The organism is Paenibacillus nasutitermitis (assembly GCF_014641075.1).
Classification (GTDB): Bacteria; Bacillota; Bacilli; order Paenibacillales; family Paenibacillaceae; genus Paenibacillus_Z; species Paenibacillus_Z nasutitermitis.
In genome coordinates, this window is the sequence record NZ_BMHP01000001.1 from 1,614,969 (window position 1) to 1,629,555 (window position 14,587).

Genomic DNA, 14,587 nt, shown 5'->3' on the forward strand with positions numbered 1-14,587 from the left:
CATGATATGAGAAGAGATTTATGCTTAATGAATCAAATATGGCGATACAGGCATCCCTTGGGGCGGATGCTTCAAGCGATGGGCAGGGGGCAGGTGACCGTCGGGTTTCTGGGCGGGTCGATCACAGACGCCAGACCTGGGCATAACTGGCCGGAGAAAGTCATGAACTGGCTGGCCAACCGTTATCCAGACGTGCGGTTTATTGTGGAGAATGCGGCGATTGGCGCCACGGGCAGCGAGTCGGCCGTTTTCCGGGCAGCTAGAGATATTACCTCACGCAATTGCGATATCGTCTTCGTCGAATATGCGGTTAACGATTATTATACGGCGTCCGGGATGCGCAAGAAAACCCGCGAAGGACTTCTGCGCCAGCTTCTGGGCTGGGGGCATGCCGATCTTGTGCTGACTTATACCTATTTGCAGGCGATGTATGAACCGATGTTCAAAGGCGAACAACCGGATTCGATTGAGGAGTTTGAGCAGTTGGCTGAACATTACGGAATCAGCTCCGTATGGATGGGGCTGTATGCCTTTGAAGAAGTCAAGAACGGATCGATGACATGGGAGGAATGGCTGCCCGACGGCCTGCATCCGACTCATCGCGGCAGTTTCAGCTATGCGCAGAGCGTGATCGCATTTCTGGAGCGGGAGCTGCCTACAGAAACCGCAAGTTCGGAGACTACCTCAGCCAAAGGGGCTAATCCGGATCCCAGGCCGGTGGATTCAGACGGACCGGCACAATCCGCTTCAATAAGCAGCGGCGCCTCCGCAGGAACAGGGGGGACGGATTCGCTAGCTTCTGTATTGCCGGAACCGCTTGATCCGTTGCATTGGGGAGAGGTCAGCCTGCTTCCGTTCTCGCAAGTTGAGCTGGAAGGTCCGTGGACGATCCAGCGCAGCAGCACGTTGGTATGGATCGACCATATGCTTGTCACCTCGGCGATCGGAGCGAAGCTGCGGTTTCGTTTCAACGGACGGGGACTGGCGCTCGGCTTTGACTTCGGCAAGCTGGCATCGGAATTCCGCTATAGGCTGGATGGAGGCGAAGCGGTTGATGTCAGCCGCGACAGGGAGGACTGGTGTATTAATGAAGGCTGGTTCCGATTCACGACGTTAAGCGACGAATGGGAGAACGGTCCTCATGAAATCGAGATCGAGGTTACGCACGGCGACAGGCCGGAATGCACGGGAACGCACTTCAGACTGGGATACATTGGTGTCATTCATTAAGGTATAAGCAAGAAACCCGATACTCTGGTCAGTAGAGCACCTATTCGAAAGTGATGCACAATTTAAATACCATTTTTGCAAATGGAGTGGTGATAAGCCGCTCTATTTGTCGTGTCGTATCTATTGTTCATGGCGGGGAGGGGTTGCGTTCCTGTATATCAAGTTAGAAATATAGTTGCTGTACAGGGTGGGAAATAGTGGTATAATCTTTTTGGGAACATTTGTTCTTATTAGTGAGTTTAAGGAGATGTGGTCGAATGTTTAAAAAGTTGGAATGCGTAAGTATTCATACTAAAGATATTGAAAAGTCACTTTCGTTTTATACATCAATGGGCTTAACAGAAAACTGGAAGATAGAACGAATATTGGAGAACGGATCGACTTGGACAGTGATCGGATTGAAATTCCCTTCAAAGGACAGTTCTGAACTTGTGCTGAGCAATCACCCTGAAATTACCTTTACCGAAATTGAAATATATGTTGACGATGTTCGGCAGGCATACGATGAATTGAGCAAGAACGAAGAAATACAATGGATTCGGACTCCTTTTGCAACCGAATCTGGACATATCGCCGTCATGGAAGCTCCTGATGCAAATGTATTTGTATTAGTTGGAAAATGAGCCATCATACCTTTTTAATTGTCGATTAAACAGTCCGGCTTGGATATAAGATTTGGAAGGAGCATCATGAAATGTCCAGAACTCTTGAATTTACTCCTCACGCATTGATCTTGCATTTGAGTGGACTAACAAGTGCCGCGGCGCTGAAACGCCAGGTGGAAATTCCCTTTTCAGCCATAAAGGCCGTGACAATCGAAGACTTCAATATACCATTATTAAGCTTTAGGATAGGCACTTCGATAGCTGACATCAGAGAAGGACGTTTTTTGCTGACCAGCAAATGGTCGTTTATTTCATATGAAAATCATAAAGATGTCGTTGTGCTGGAATTGGCCAATCACCAGTTCGAAAATGTTGTTTTTCAAATCCATCATCCGGAGGAAATAAAAAAACAGATCCTGGAGCATATGTCCCTATGAATAAATGTTGAAACGCTCAGAATCCCGGGATCCTGAGCGTTTGTGTCCTCTTACCTGAATTTATTCGCGTTTCTCTGGCAGGGGCATGAACAGCAGACAGAAGGGCAGGTTGCTGCCCGCCGAGGGGCTGATCCAAATCTCGACCGCCTCTTCGGCATCTCCTGTCCGGTAGAGGACGCTGGCTTCATTGACAGCGCTGGCTGTCCCGAGATGGGAGAAATTGATGACCTTATCATTGACGAGTGCCGCTCCGGTAAACAGACCCCCGCGAGGGTTGAAGGCAATCAAGGTATGAGGTGCGACACGGTACAGCCTCAGCTTGTACATGACTCCGTAATTGCCGGAGTTCATCGCTTCTGTCCCCTTCATCCCATCCGTCCCATACTGGAAAGGGTCTTCACGATTGTCGGTAAGCGACAGCTTGACCGTTTGTCCGCCAACCGTATCGTTGTATTCAAATATCCGGTTTGAATCCGCAAAGGTCCCCCGGACGATGGATTCTTTGGGATCCAGGGCAGGAAGCGCCGGGAAGGCGGCGAAGGGATCTTTGTCCGCAGCAACAAGCACCGATGTGTACGTGATCGCCGAATCGCTGGTCAACTCTCCAACAAAGGTAATAATATCGTTCTGGCTCATTGGATTCGCTGCTGTCAGACTGTCGAATACAAGCATGCTTTGGCCAGGCTCCAGCATAATGGATTTGGGACTTCCGCCCATTAGTATGGACTCGAAGTATCTCGACAGCGACAGCTTGCCGGCGAGTTCCGGATGAGGGGTGGGGCCAGCTAATCCTTCTCCTGTGACATGCAGCAGAGCAGGCTCGCTACCTTGGTTTTGAGCGATAACCTGGATTTTAGCTTTGCGGTTCGTCTTATTTTTGTGATGCAGCAGGAACCGTGCAGTGCCTGTGATCACATCCTGATACAGGATACCGTCCTCATAGACAGATTCGGGACCGCTGCTGCGGAATAAGGTTTCCGGCTCCGTTGTATAGGTGTAGGGCAGAGCGTTCATCGTTTTGACTGCGGATCCGTCAATGGCAATATTCTTCCCCTGCGGCGTGAACAGCAAGCGGAATTCCTTTTCCGTATATAGAGCTTCAGACAGGACGCGGATATCCTTGCGGAACTCGGAAGAAGCCCCGTGTTTGTCGGTTACGATCAACGTGATGGTGACCGTTCCGGGCTCAAAGAAGGCCCCTTCGTTGTTTGTCCATACGCGGTCCGTGATAGCATCCTCATCATCGGTGCTCTGATCGGTTATCGTAACGGGTTCGCCCATCCGGTATTCGCCCTTGTCCGTTGCAAACAAGGCGACAGGCGCTTCATTGCGTCTGCTGACCTGCAAAGTTTGAATATAGGGATCGCTCCACATCCCGTCTTCATCCATGACGGAATAGCTTACGGTATAGGACCCGGGCTCCGAGAATGTATCCTGCCGGCCCTCCCATCTTTCATCGACAATAGCCAATCCTCTTGGCGAGCTTGACGACGGCTCGTAAGAAACCATCGTTTCCCCGGCAATGATTTCGCTTTGCTGGACCCGGAAGGAAGCGATAGGCTTGACTTCAAGCTGCACGGTGATCTTTTTTCCGTTGAACTGATAGGGCAGACCCAAGCCTTGGGTAAACGAGGTCAATGGGACCATCAGTATATTGCGGTCAGCATAAGCTATCCCTTTCAACGTGGCTGCTTTTCCATTGATTTTAAAGGTTTTGCTGCCGGTTACATACCGCAGTTCGACGGTTCCGCTGCTTACAAGCGTTTCTTTCGTTCTGGCATCATAAAGGACCTTGGCGCCCAGCCGCTCGGCCATAAAACGCAAACCGACGTAGGACACTCCGTTCTTAACTGCCATAGGACGGGGAGACAAGTAGCTTTTATTGCCGGCCTGCACGCTTGTACTGTTCAGTGTAAAGTTTAACGCTCCGGATGTTTGATCTGCATTAGACAAATTGCTTATTTGTTGCGCTGCAGGGTCTGCCGGCAGGGCGCTGGCGGTATTTCCGGCAGACAGCCCGCAGGAAACAAGAAGTGCGGCTAATCCCGCAGATTGAAATCGCATAAGTATGGGTTCCTCCAGTGTGTATGTGTGTATGATTGTAAGCGCGCCGTTATGCGGCATTCTCTTTGTGTTTCCCGCGGCTGAAATCTTCCGCGGGCAGTCGGTTCTTCCAGTTGAAGCGTCTGGCAATCGAACGGGTCAGCATGGCAGCCAGCAAGCCGTCAAGAATCATAAATATGGGCATTGCGGTAAAGTTGTAGCGGTACTCCGGCACAAACGCGAGCCTGGTGATGGAGATGGCGGCCAGCAGAATGACAAGGAGCAGCGCAGGCTGCCTCCATTGCCGCAGAAGGAGGGCAACTGCGCCCAGACCTGCAACCATCGTTCCGATGTGGAAGGCCTGCCGGAATGGAATGACCGGATACAAGGGCGAATGGCCGGATCCAAAAAACATTTTTCCGTAGATATACTTGATTTTCCCAACGGTATACCATTTCACGAATGTCCAGGTATGCTCCGTAAACCCGACTTTAAGCCTCTCCCTGGCCACTTCCATCTGAGTTTTGTTATGGCGGTCAACAAGTCCGTCCTCATAATTCTTGTCCGGATACGTTCCGGCTGCAAACGGATTAACCTGTGTGGATGCAATGACAGGTTGATGCAAGGTAATCATATTCCTAGCCACCCACGGAGATAGAATCAGGGCAGTGCCAAGCGCTGTAAACAAGAGAAGCTTGGACATACGCAGGGTATCTTTCTTCCAGATCCAATAAAACAGATAACTTGCCGCCAGCATAATCAAAAACTCAGAGCGCGTCAGCACCAGAAGTCCCATTGCTGCACCTGCAAGCATGGCGGACCAAGTGGTTGTCTTCTCGAATGCGGCAAGCTGAAGATTGAGATAAAGCAGCAGGAGCATTGAAGCCAGCGTTTCGGTCAGGATCGCTCCGTTCGCCCAGATAAAAGGCGGATAAACAGCCATAATCGCTGCGCTAATCAATCCGGCATAGAGCCCTCCCAGTCTTGTGGCGATCCGGCCAGCGAGAACGATCGTAACCAGGCTCAGGAAAACCTGGATATACCGGATATACGGGAAAGGATCATGCTGCTCATAACCGGCCAGCTTGTAGACGGCTGCCATAAACAGAGGATAGCCAGGAGATACCTGTGCGTTGGATTCGGTGCTTTTGTATGCATAAATCCCTTTGTCGAGCAGCTGTCTGACCATCACATCGTAATTAATCGTGTCGTGAGAAACTTGATGACTGACGGAAAGCAGGAAGTCGAATCTCAGAAATACCGCTATGACCGCAATAAGCAGCATAATGGCCATCACTGTTTTGTTCATGATTTTGAATTTTTTTGCAATCAAAGACATGCAGGCATGTTCCTTTCCATCCTCAATTTTTGCCCCGATAATCGAATTCCCTGCAGGCTCGCTTCGAGAACAAGTATAGGAAAGGAATCTTAACAGCCCGGTGCCGCAATACTTAACAATTTCTTAAGGTGCCTGATGGTTTATTGATCGAAAATTCAAAAAATAGACATCAAAAAGGCACACTTTATCCCTATTTAGCCGCATACACAGGGAAGAATCTAAAGTATGGTAGTAGTATCAGGATAAGGTGTGACAGGAGGGATTCATTTGATTATTGAAAATGCCGGCATAAAAGGACTCGTAAATGATCTTGCTTATTTGGATGAAATCACAACGAAACTCGGGTTCGTTCGCTGGCAGTGGGAGTATACACGGGCGACTTATGACTTGAAAATAGAAGAGAAAACGGATAATGAGGATTATTTTCTCCGTTTCAACGCCAGGGCCATTGAAGGTAAGCTGGAATCTCCTTATGCGGTGTTGGTATTGGGCGAGGCTTATATCGGAAGAGCAACTTTTCCCCATGGATTGGATTATGAATCGCCGATTCCCGAATCTGTGCTGAAAATATCGCGGCGCAAGCTGTCGGAGCTGCAAAGCCTGCTCAGCCATGCGGAAGGCGTGAACGAAATCATGACCAGGGACTGCGTGACTATAATGGTGGACGCCAGTCTTCATCAAGCGGCCTTGCTGATGCGGGACCACAATATAGGTTTCCTGCCGGTTGTTGGCGAGGGCCGAGAACTGGCGGGCGTTATTACCGACCGTGATCTGGTCATCCGGGGATATGCGGACCATCAATTAGAATCCGTGACTGTCGGGGAAATTGTCAGCAGGAATATAACGTCTATCCGCCCTAGCACCACGGTGGAAGAAGCGGCGAGAATCATGGCCAAAGAACAAATACGACGGCTTCCCGTTGTGGACAAAGGACGTCTGCTCGGCATCGTTGCTCTGGGGGATATCGCGATCCGCAAGGTTTTGGCTCATGAGGCCGGGGAAACATTGGGCCGGATCTCCCTTCCCGCAGAAGCCTGACGTTCAGGCATCCTAAAGAAAGATACTCTCAGGATTTCTTGATCTTGAGAGTATTTGTGTTTATGATCAAGTTTAGCGGAGTGGGAAAATTCAGGTCCTATCCGCTTCAGGTTTCAGGATTTTGTCTATACAGGTAGAAGAGGAGGAATGACAATGGAACTTATTTTTCATGGACAATCCTGCGTACAGCTGGTGACAGAAGGCAAATCGCTCCTTATTGACCCCTTTCTGAATGGTAATCCGCTTGCGGTCACGAAGCCGGAGGATATCAGGACCGATGCGGTTCTGCTGACGCACGCACACGGCGATCACATTGCCGATGCGGAGCAGATTGCCCGCAGCAACCATGCTCCTGTAATCGCCATAGTGGAACTCGCGACATACATGTCATGGAAAGGCATCCAGACGGTAGGCATGAATATGGGCGGCACATATGATCTGGGATTTGCTAAGGCAAAAATGATACAGGCCTTCCACAGCTCGGGAATTGTGATTGAAGAGGAGCAGAGGATCATGTACGCCGGAATGCCTGCGGGGTATCTGATTCAGGCTGAAGGACTGACGATTCTGCATGCCGGGGATACCTCGCTGTTCAGCGATATGAAGATGATTGGCGATCGCCATGCGATTGATGTTGCCTTTATTCCCATCGGCGGCCATTACACCATGGATCCGGAGGATGCCGTACAAGCAGCAAAGTGGTATGGCGCCAAGCTGACTATCCCCATTCATTATGATACTTTCCCGCCAATCCGGCAGGATGCCCATGCATTCGTCCGGGCTCTGAAGCAGGAAGGACTGACGGGCAAAGTGCTGGCACCGGGCGAGCATATCGAGGTCAACGCCTAGCATGGATTCAACATAACCTTAATTAAATGCCAAAAAACCCTCAAAATGCCAAGATCTTGAGGGTTTTTTTGTGATTTCTCCGCCGAAAAAGAAAATCCTCTATTTACAAACCGACAGTCGGTATATATAATGTTGTTATTGGAAAAACTTTTATACAGGAGGGTGAGCAGAAGATGGCTCCGCTTATGGGACTGCTAATTTCTTTAATGATATTTCGTACCGCAGGATGGTTGGGTTGGGAATATGCGGATCAATGGGTGACTTCACTCCGATTTGCCGTGGCAGTGATGTTTCTCATGACAGCCAGCGCCCATTGGGGGAAAAGGCGCGAGGAGATGATAGCAATGATTCCTCCACGCCTGCCTAATCCGGCTCTGCTGGTTTCGCTGACCGGATGGCTTGAAATTGCCGGGGCTGCCGGCATCGTCATTCCGGCCACCTCAGCAATCGCATCCACAGGGCTTGCCCTTATGCTGCTGGCTATGTTTCCGGCAAATGTGTATGCTACCAATCATAAGCTGACGCTTGGAGGAAAACCCGTGACTCCGCTTGGGATGCGGACGATTCTGCAAATCATATTCCTGGCGGCTGTCCTGCTGGCAGGCTGGCTTCCAATCGCCTAGAACCGTTTGATCCATATCAGAAAGGGTGAAGAGATGAAACAGGAAGAAAGAAGAGAACAGACGAAGCGGCTGCTGCATGATACGACGGTTGAGTTGATCCGTGAAAAAGGCTGCAGCCAAACAACTCTGAGCGATATTATGGAGCGCTCAGGCCTTTCCAAAGGAGCCATATTCCACTATGTATCGGGAAAAGACGAACTGTTCGTTCAAGTGCTCGAGAACCGGTTGGAAGAAAAAAACGAGCAGTTCATGAACGTCGTTAAAGGATTGGACATTAAGGAGTTTGAAGCGCCAATGAATGTGATCAGCAGCGGGTTGTCGCGTCTTGAAAATAAGGATGATGTTGCCAATCTGATTCTGATTTATTTGATCGGCAAAAGCGATCAGCCGAAAGTAGCTGAAATTGTCGGGAATTTCTACAACCAATCTATTGCGTTCTCCAAGAATTGGATCATGACGGGACAGAATTCAGGAGTCATCCCCGCAGAAATCGACCCGGGGCAGACAGCGGAGTTGTTTGAGCTCATCGCTTTCGGGCTGCGGATGCGGAATCTGTTTGCCCAAAAGGAATATTCTTTTGGCGTGAAAGAATATTCAGCATTCATTTCCGGACTTCTGCAATCAACTCCCCGGAAGGAGGAAGAATAGGGATGAAGCTTCTATTATTCCTTCATATTGCCGGCTCTTTTCTCTTTTTGGGCAATATTATCACCGCTGCATTCTGGAAGGTGCGCGCGGACATAAAGAAGGATCCGTTCCAAATCCATCAAGCGTGCAAAAATGTTATGCTCGCCGATTATGTCTTCACCCTCCCGGGATTGCTGCTTATTTTGGTGTCCGGGATCTCAATGGCATTAAATTCGGGATATGATATGAGGGGGTTTAGCTGGTTTACAGCCTCCCTCGCGCTTTTCGCCTTAACCGGTATTCTTTGGTTGGGGGTACTCATTCCTCTACAGAAGGGCTTGATTAAACTTAGTGCCGAAGCGGTTAGCAAGGGGAGCATGCCCTCCGGATACCGGAAATTATCATTGTACTGGGCGGTTTTTGGTACCTTGGCGACAGTGCTGCCAGTCATCATTTTGTATTTTATGGTGGGGAAACCTTTTTAAAAGTGAGGCATTTATTTTTTTTGCGATATAACAAACCGATAGTCGGTATACAATCAAAAATTATTTTTACCGATATTTCAAAATAGGATATGATAAATCGCAAGGACTTGTATGAATGATCAGGAGTGTGAAGGATATGAAATATCGTAATCTGGGTGCTAGTGGCGTGAAAGTATCCGTATTGGGACTGGGCACCAATTCATTCGGGAAAAGGGCGGATAAAGAAACATCCGCTGCAATTATCCATCATGCGCTGGATAACGGAATCAATTTTATCGATACCGCCAATATTTACACCCATTCCGAATCCGAAAGAATTATCGGTCAGGCACTGGAAGGACGCAGGCACGAGGTCGTCCTGGCCACCAAAGCGGGTTTAGCACGGGGCGGCGGTCCCAATGAAAGCGGCTCTTCCCGGTACCATTTGATGGCAGAGCTTGAAGCAAGCCTGAAACGGCTGAAGACGGATTATGTCGATCTGTATCAAATTCACACCTTCGACCCCAATACACCGCTTGAAGAGACTTTGCGCACCTTGGACGATATGGTGCGCTCAGGTAAAGTGCGTTATATCGGAGCATCCAATTATGCGGCATGGGAGCTGATGAAGTCGCTTGGAATATCCGAATATAGGGGGCTCAACCGGTTTGTTTCGACCCAGATCAGCTACTCGCTCGCAGACCGGACGCCGGAAAATGAGCTTGTTCCGATGTGTCTCGACCAAGGCGTTGGAATCATTCCTTATTTTCCGCTTGCAGGAGGCATTCTGACGGGGAAATACAATTCTCCCGAAGCGGCGCCGGAAGGATCCCGTGCAGATACGGATCCCAATTTCAAAAGATATATGGGCAATGACAGGATCGGGCTGGGCCGGGAAATCAGCCGTCTGGCACAGGAGGAGGGCGCAAGCCCAGGCGTGCTTTCGATCGCTTGGCTCATTGGAAGGCCTGCGGTTTCGACCGTTATCGTTGGAGCGACCAAGGTACAGCAGCTGACGGAGAATTTGGCCAGCGTATCGCTGCCGCTATCGGAGCGGCTCACAGAGGAGTTGGAGGCGCTGAGTCTGGCTTCACGATATGCGGAGCCACTAGCGTTCTTTCGGCTGCCATCTTAGTTCATACTTACATTATTTTGGTTATTGCTCTATAATAATTAAATGATGCATCCTCGTTCACGGAGTTGCGTTTATGGACAAGCTTTTTAAGGATCCATGAACAGGTGGACAGGCCGTGACCAAACAAAAATACTGGAGGTAAGGGTACATGAAATTCTTTATTGACACAGCAAATATCGAGGATATTAAGAAAGCATACAAAATCGGTGTATTGTCCGGCGTAACGACAAATCCATCGCTGGTTGCCAAAGAAGGCGTTAAATTCGAAGACCGTATTGCTGAAATTTTGCAGCTTGTGCCTGAAGTTGAATCTGTTTCCGCAGAAGTAACTCCAGATGCCCTTACTGCTGAAGATATGAAAGCCGAAGCCGATGAGCTGATCAAAATCAACGGCGGCGACAAAAATGTAACCATCAAAGTTCCGATGACGCTGGCGGGTCTGGAAACCTGCCGTTATCTGTCCAAGAAAGGCGTTAAAGTTAACGTAACGCTTATTTTCACCGTAAACCAGGCGCTCCTTGCCGCCCGAGCAGGCGCTGCTTATGTATCTCCATTCCTGGGCCGCCTTGACGATATTTCGGAGGACGGCGTACTGCTGGTCTCGAAAATCGCCGAACTGTTCCGTATTCATAATCTGGACGCGCAAATTATCGCCGCTTCCGTCCGCCACCCTGATCACGTAACCCGGGTAGCTATGGCAGGCGCGCATATTGCGACTATCCCTTATAGCGTTATCGAGCAGTTGACGAAACATCCTTTGACGGACCAAGGTATTGAGAAGTTCGCAGCAGACTGGACAAAAGCAGTAAAAAGCTAATCGCCAGACTAAAGACGATTTTATAAAATTGAAGCCTAATTCTCTTTCCTGGAGATTTAGGCTTTTTTTAAAAATATAAGTACGCAGGATATCAAAAAATAAACCAAACGGGAGAAGATGCAGATGGCATTTCCGACAGAGAATGAGCTGGATGTATTGTTTACAGGCAATAAAGCGCAGTTAAATCATTTGGTGGAGGCCAACAAGGAGAGGCTTAACCGGTATGGTATCACTGGCGAAGAGCTGGAAGAACTCGAGGATGAGCCGCTGAAAGAGCGGATCGTACAGGTTTTTTCTTTTATTTACAGCGTTGTGGTCGATTGGAGGGAATATGATGATGAGATTATCCGGCTGTTTGGGAAGATAATCCCCGAAGAAGTGGAAGTGGAGGAAAACGACGAAGGCTTGCTGGTTCATGTCGACCATGCCGCTTACCCGGTCAAGTTGAGTTTCTCGCCCAAAGACCGGTATATAACGATTAAAGCGTTTAATGAAATCATAAAAGATAAATATGAGTTGCGGCTGTTTGAAGCTTCCTATTATTCGGACACGCATGAATTTCTGCTGCTCCCTAATGAAACATGGGACAGCCTGGCCAAGAAATATTCCCAACAAGTCGAGCAAATCTTCAGGCCGATTGATCCGGATCTGGATTTCCCGTAAATGCATGGACCATCAGTTGTTTTATTCTCCTCTTCATATCCCTCAAAGAAAGGAAGGTTATGTCAAATGGCGGCGAATGGACACTATTTGGTTACGGCACAGGAAATGAGAGAAATGGACAGGCATGCTATCGAAGAAACAGGCTTCCCGGCTATGGTGCTGATGGAAAACGCCGGCCGGGCTATTGCGGAGGAAGCGGCAAAGCTCGCCGGAGAATGGAATAAGACAAGTACAACTGACAGGAAGACAAACGGCTTCCGCTGGCTGATCCTGGCCGGAAAAGGGAATAATGGCGGAGACGGACTTGTCTGTGCAAGGCATCTGACCGACTTGGGGCATGAAGCCGCTATTCTATATGCGGCACATCCGGATAGCCTGCAAGCCGAAGCAGCGCAGCAGCGAGACATAGTGCGTAAACTTGGATTGGCCGAGCTGACTCTGGGGACGAACGGTCAAGACCTGCAGAAAATCGACTGGAATCAATGGGACGGGATCATTGACGCTTTACTCGGAACCGGCAGCTCGGGCAAACCGCGGGAGCCCTATGCCTCGCTAATCCGTGCGGCAAATGAGAGCGGCTTGCCTATTGTTTCGGCGGATATTCCCAGCGGTCTGGATGCCGACACTGGCTCCGTATCCGAACCTTGCATACGGGCTGCGCTCACCGTCGCACTTGCCTTTTGCAAGCGGGGACTTATGCAGTACCCGGGGGCAGCGTCGGCAGGCAAAGTGGTGGTACGTGCTATCGGAATGGCTGCGGATTCACCAAATCTTATCGGAGTAAATACGTATCTGCTGAATAAGATGGGATTATCGCGCAGGCTGGGCTTGGAAATTCCCTTTAACAGGGAGCAGGATACGCACAAAGGAACGTACGGGCATACGCTGATAATGGCGGGCTCCGCGCAAATGAGCGGTGCCGGATTGTTATGCACACGAGCCGCTTTGAGAGGCGGCAGCGGTCTGGTCACCTGGATGCTGCCCGGGCAATTGATACCCATGCTGACGGGATTGCAGCCGGAAGCGATACTGCGAGGACTCGATGATGGCGGCAGCGGTCAATGGAGTTCGGTGCAGACAGCGGAGCTGCTGCAAACGGCCAAAAACAAGCAGGCTGTTGTCATCGGACCGGGATTCGGCAGATGGGATGGCGATGTGAGCTGGCTTCGCGAGCTGCTGGAAGGTATCGGGGCTCCTGTAGTACTGGATGCCGACGCGCTTAATATGTGGGCTGACTATATCAAGGAGACTGCTGTAATTCCGCGCCGGGCGGGGGCGGAGCCGGAGAAGGGGGACGCTGTCCGATATTTAGCAGGTCGCAAAGGGTTGACGATTATCACACCGCATCCCGCCGAGATGGCCCGGTTATGTGGGCTGAACACGGCAGAGGTGCAGGGAGACCGGATCGGAATCTCGCGCCAATTTTCCCGGGAGCAGCAGGTGATCGTTGTTCTTAAAGGAGCACGTACCGTTATCGCTGCCCCTGATGGCGATGTTTATGTCAATACGACGGGCAATCCGGGCATGGCAACAGGAGGATCGGGAGATGTGCTGGCAGGCATCATCGGCAGCTTGCTCGCCCAAGGGCTGGAAGGCATTCAGGCGGCTGCGCTCGGTGTCTACTCCCATGGTTTGGCGGGGGACCGGGCTGCAGCTGCCAGACCATCCAATGCTTCGCTGATTGCAGGCGATATTATTGAAGCTTTATAACGGAGATTGTTGACAAATAGGATCCGCCGCTATCGTTTCCAAATCGGCGGATCCTTGGACAAATAATCGCTTGCCGTCTGTGTGATCATCAGCAGTCCAATATGCGACAATATAAAATACGCTTCATCCCACCACGCCAGACTCCGCTGTATCCCCACTGCTTTCAGCACCATATCGACACCTATAAGACAGCTCAATGCGAACAGAAATTGAGTGGTTAACCGTTTCCAGCGGCGGGTCACAACCCAAATGAGAAACAAACTGATGCACAATCCATAGACCGAGGCAAAAGCCATCGTGTCATGATCCGTTTCGGGAAACCATCCAGGTACGTACCTACGATTGGAGAACAGCATGATCGGACCAAGTCCCAGCGTCTCCGATAAAGCGGCGGTTATGAGAAACAGCAGCAGTCTGTGGGCATATCCCCGCAGCGGGCGGTACATTCTGCGGTAGAGCCATCTCGCATATGCAAAATAGACCGGCAGGCCAAATGCAGTAAACCATAGACGCCACCAGTTGTGTGAATAAATGTGCAGCTTCAGGAACAACCATTCGATTCCTGCCAAAGCACCTGTAAAAAATAAAATCCACAGCCAGCTCAGACTGAGGGCAGGCAGACATGCGGTTATAACCGCAAACGGCAGCACACGCAAAGCGATCGCTCCTGAAACATTGTCGAAATAGGGGTGATTTTGCAATAACTGCGGATCATGCTGATCGCTTCCCAGGAATATAAAGATGACCGACTCGATGATGGATACCAAACCGACCATAGCCGTAAACAGCAGCATGATCCGCATGTTTCTTGTTTTTAGATAGATATAAATGAGAAGAGCTGCGCTTGAGACTGCCAATCCCAGATACCATAAAGAATTTGCACTCATAAACAGGATCCCCGTATTCTTTCATTTTCTTATCAGTATCTGACATCCTATTGATTTTATACCTCATTTCCCGGCTTGAAGGCCCTCTCTTGCTTGCGGCAGCTGTCATATATAAAGCGG

Annotated in this window: 15 protein-coding genes and 1 pseudogene; 13 read left to right on the forward strand and 3 right to left on the reverse strand. The window is 49.9% G+C overall.

Translation table 11 applies throughout. The features are described from left to right. Positions 1-27: 27 nt before the first annotated feature. From IEY46_RS06850 to IEY46_RS06860, 3 genes are all read left to right on the forward strand, one after another. Positions 28-1,230: an SGNH/GDSL hydrolase family protein gene (locus IEY46_RS06850; protein ID WP_188990384.1), complete on the forward strand. Its 1,203-nt coding sequence runs from the start codon at positions 28-30 to the stop codon at positions 1,228-1,230. A 257-nt stretch (positions 1,231-1,487) separates the two neighbouring features. Next, positions 1,488-1,853: a VOC family protein gene (locus IEY46_RS06855; protein ID WP_188990386.1), complete on the forward strand. Its 366-nt coding sequence runs from the start codon at positions 1,488-1,490 to the stop codon at positions 1,851-1,853. Between the two features lie 71 nt (positions 1,854-1,924). Continuing rightward, a complete protein-coding gene (locus IEY46_RS06860; RefSeq protein ID WP_188990388.1) occupies positions 1,925-2,272 on the forward strand; it encodes a hypothetical protein in 348 nt (115 codons plus the stop codon). A 60-nt stretch (positions 2,273-2,332) separates the two neighbouring features. Here the strand turns inward: IEY46_RS06860 and IEY46_RS06865 are convergent, their stop codons facing one another. After that, entirely contained in the window at positions 2,333-4,336 is a 2,004-nt protein-coding gene (locus IEY46_RS06865; RefSeq protein WP_188990390.1) for a stalk domain-containing protein, read from the reverse strand. Between the two features lie 49 nt (positions 4,337-4,385). Beyond that, positions 4,386-5,654: an ArnT family glycosyltransferase gene (locus IEY46_RS06870; protein ID WP_188990392.1), complete on the reverse strand. Its 1,269-nt coding sequence runs from the start codon at positions 5,652-5,654 to the stop codon at positions 4,386-4,388. A gap of 267 nt (positions 5,655-5,921) precedes the next feature. On the opposite strand from IEY46_RS06870, the pseudogene IEY46_RS06875 reads away from it, so the two are divergent. From IEY46_RS06875 to IEY46_RS06920, 10 genes and pseudogenes are all read left to right on the forward strand, one after another. Further along, positions 5,922-6,263: pseudogene (locus tag IEY46_RS06875) on the forward strand (YugN family protein); the annotation flags it as partial. Between the two features lie 24 nt (positions 6,264-6,287). Next, positions 6,288-6,692: a CBS domain-containing protein gene (locus IEY46_RS06880; RefSeq protein WP_188991762.1), complete on the forward strand. Its 405-nt coding sequence runs from the start codon at positions 6,288-6,290 to the stop codon at positions 6,690-6,692. Positions 6,693-6,845: 153 nt separating this feature from the next. Then, positions 6,846-7,541: a metal-dependent hydrolase gene (locus IEY46_RS06885; RefSeq protein WP_188990394.1), complete on the forward strand. Its 696-nt coding sequence runs from the start codon at positions 6,846-6,848 to the stop codon at positions 7,539-7,541. Between the two features lie 173 nt (positions 7,542-7,714). Then, the gene (locus tag IEY46_RS06890; RefSeq protein WP_188990396.1) at positions 7,715-8,164 is read left to right on the forward strand and encodes a DoxX family protein; all 450 of its coding nucleotides are present in this window, start codon (positions 7,715-7,717) and stop codon (positions 8,162-8,164) included. A gap of 33 nt (positions 8,165-8,197) precedes the next feature. Next, complete coding sequence (locus tag IEY46_RS06895; RefSeq protein WP_188990398.1) at positions 8,198-8,812, forward strand: TetR/AcrR family transcriptional regulator; 615 nt, start codon at positions 8,198-8,200, stop codon at positions 8,810-8,812. Positions 8,813-8,814: 2 nt separating this feature from the next. Next, positions 8,815-9,276, forward strand: a complete 462-nt coding sequence (locus tag IEY46_RS06900) for a DUF2269 family protein (RefSeq protein WP_188990399.1) — start codon at positions 8,815-8,817, stop codon at positions 9,274-9,276. Positions 9,277-9,412: 136 nt separating this feature from the next. Further along, positions 9,413-10,390, forward strand: a complete 978-nt coding sequence (locus IEY46_RS06905) for an aldo/keto reductase (protein ID WP_188990401.1) — start codon at positions 9,413-9,415, stop codon at positions 10,388-10,390. Positions 10,391-10,538: 148 nt separating this feature from the next. Beyond that, positions 10,539-11,207 carry a fructose-6-phosphate aldolase gene (gene fsa, locus IEY46_RS06910; protein WP_188990403.1) on the forward strand — a complete coding sequence of 223 codons (669 nt, stop codon included), beginning with the start codon at positions 10,539-10,541 and terminating at the stop codon, positions 11,205-11,207. A 123-nt stretch (positions 11,208-11,330) separates the two neighbouring features. Beyond that, positions 11,331-11,870, forward strand: a complete 540-nt coding sequence (locus IEY46_RS06915; RefSeq protein WP_188990405.1) for a hypothetical protein — start codon at positions 11,331-11,333, stop codon at positions 11,868-11,870. A 66-nt stretch (positions 11,871-11,936) separates the two neighbouring features. Continuing rightward, complete coding sequence (locus IEY46_RS06920) at positions 11,937-13,580, forward strand: NAD(P)H-hydrate dehydratase (protein WP_188990407.1); 1,644 nt, start codon at positions 11,937-11,939, stop codon at positions 13,578-13,580. Between the two features lie 29 nt (positions 13,581-13,609). Here the strand turns inward: IEY46_RS06920 and IEY46_RS06925 are convergent, their stop codons facing one another. Then, the gene (locus IEY46_RS06925) at positions 13,610-14,467 is read right to left on the reverse strand and encodes a hypothetical protein (protein WP_188990409.1); all 858 of its coding nucleotides are present in this window, start codon (positions 14,465-14,467) and stop codon (positions 13,610-13,612) included. Positions 14,468-14,587: the final 120 nt, after the last annotated feature.

Bases quoted from the DNA above. Each gene is read 5' to 3' on its own strand.
- IEY46_RS06850 (WP_188990384.1), top strand. From the start codon at position 28: ATGAATCAAATATGGCGATACAGGCATCCCTTGGGGCGGATGCTTCAA.
- IEY46_RS06855 (WP_188990386.1), top strand. From the start codon at position 1,488: ATGTTTAAAAAGTTGGAATGCGTAAGTATTCATACTAAAGATATTGAA.
- IEY46_RS06860 (WP_188990388.1), top strand. From the start codon at position 1,925: ATGTCCAGAACTCTTGAATTTACTCCTCACGCATTGATCTTGCATTTG.
- IEY46_RS06865 (WP_188990390.1), bottom strand. From the start codon at position 4,336: ATGCGATTTCAATCTGCGGGATTAGCCGCACTTCTTGTTTCCTGCGGG.
- IEY46_RS06870 (WP_188990392.1), bottom strand. From the start codon at position 5,654: ATGTCTTTGATTGCAAAAAAATTCAAAATCATGAACAAAACAGTGATG.
- IEY46_RS06880 (WP_188991762.1), top strand. From the start codon at position 6,288: ATGACCAGGGACTGCGTGACTATAATGGTGGACGCCAGTCTTCATCAA.
- IEY46_RS06885 (WP_188990394.1), top strand. From the start codon at position 6,846: ATGGAACTTATTTTTCATGGACAATCCTGCGTACAGCTGGTGACAGAA.
- IEY46_RS06890 (WP_188990396.1), top strand. From the start codon at position 7,715: ATGGCTCCGCTTATGGGACTGCTAATTTCTTTAATGATATTTCGTACC.
- IEY46_RS06895 (WP_188990398.1), top strand. From the start codon at position 8,198: ATGAAACAGGAAGAAAGAAGAGAACAGACGAAGCGGCTGCTGCATGAT.
- IEY46_RS06900 (WP_188990399.1), top strand. From the start codon at position 8,815: ATGAAGCTTCTATTATTCCTTCATATTGCCGGCTCTTTTCTCTTTTTG.
- IEY46_RS06905 (WP_188990401.1), top strand. From the start codon at position 9,413: ATGAAATATCGTAATCTGGGTGCTAGTGGCGTGAAAGTATCCGTATTG.
- fsa (WP_188990403.1), top strand. From the start codon at position 10,539: ATGAAATTCTTTATTGACACAGCAAATATCGAGGATATTAAGAAAGCA.
- IEY46_RS06915 (WP_188990405.1), top strand. From the start codon at position 11,331: ATGGCATTTCCGACAGAGAATGAGCTGGATGTATTGTTTACAGGCAAT.
- IEY46_RS06920 (WP_188990407.1), top strand. From the start codon at position 11,937: ATGGCGGCGAATGGACACTATTTGGTTACGGCACAGGAAATGAGAGAA.
- IEY46_RS06925 (WP_188990409.1), bottom strand. From the start codon at position 14,467: ATGAGTGCAAATTCTTTATGGTATCTGGGATTGGCAGTCTCAAGCGCA.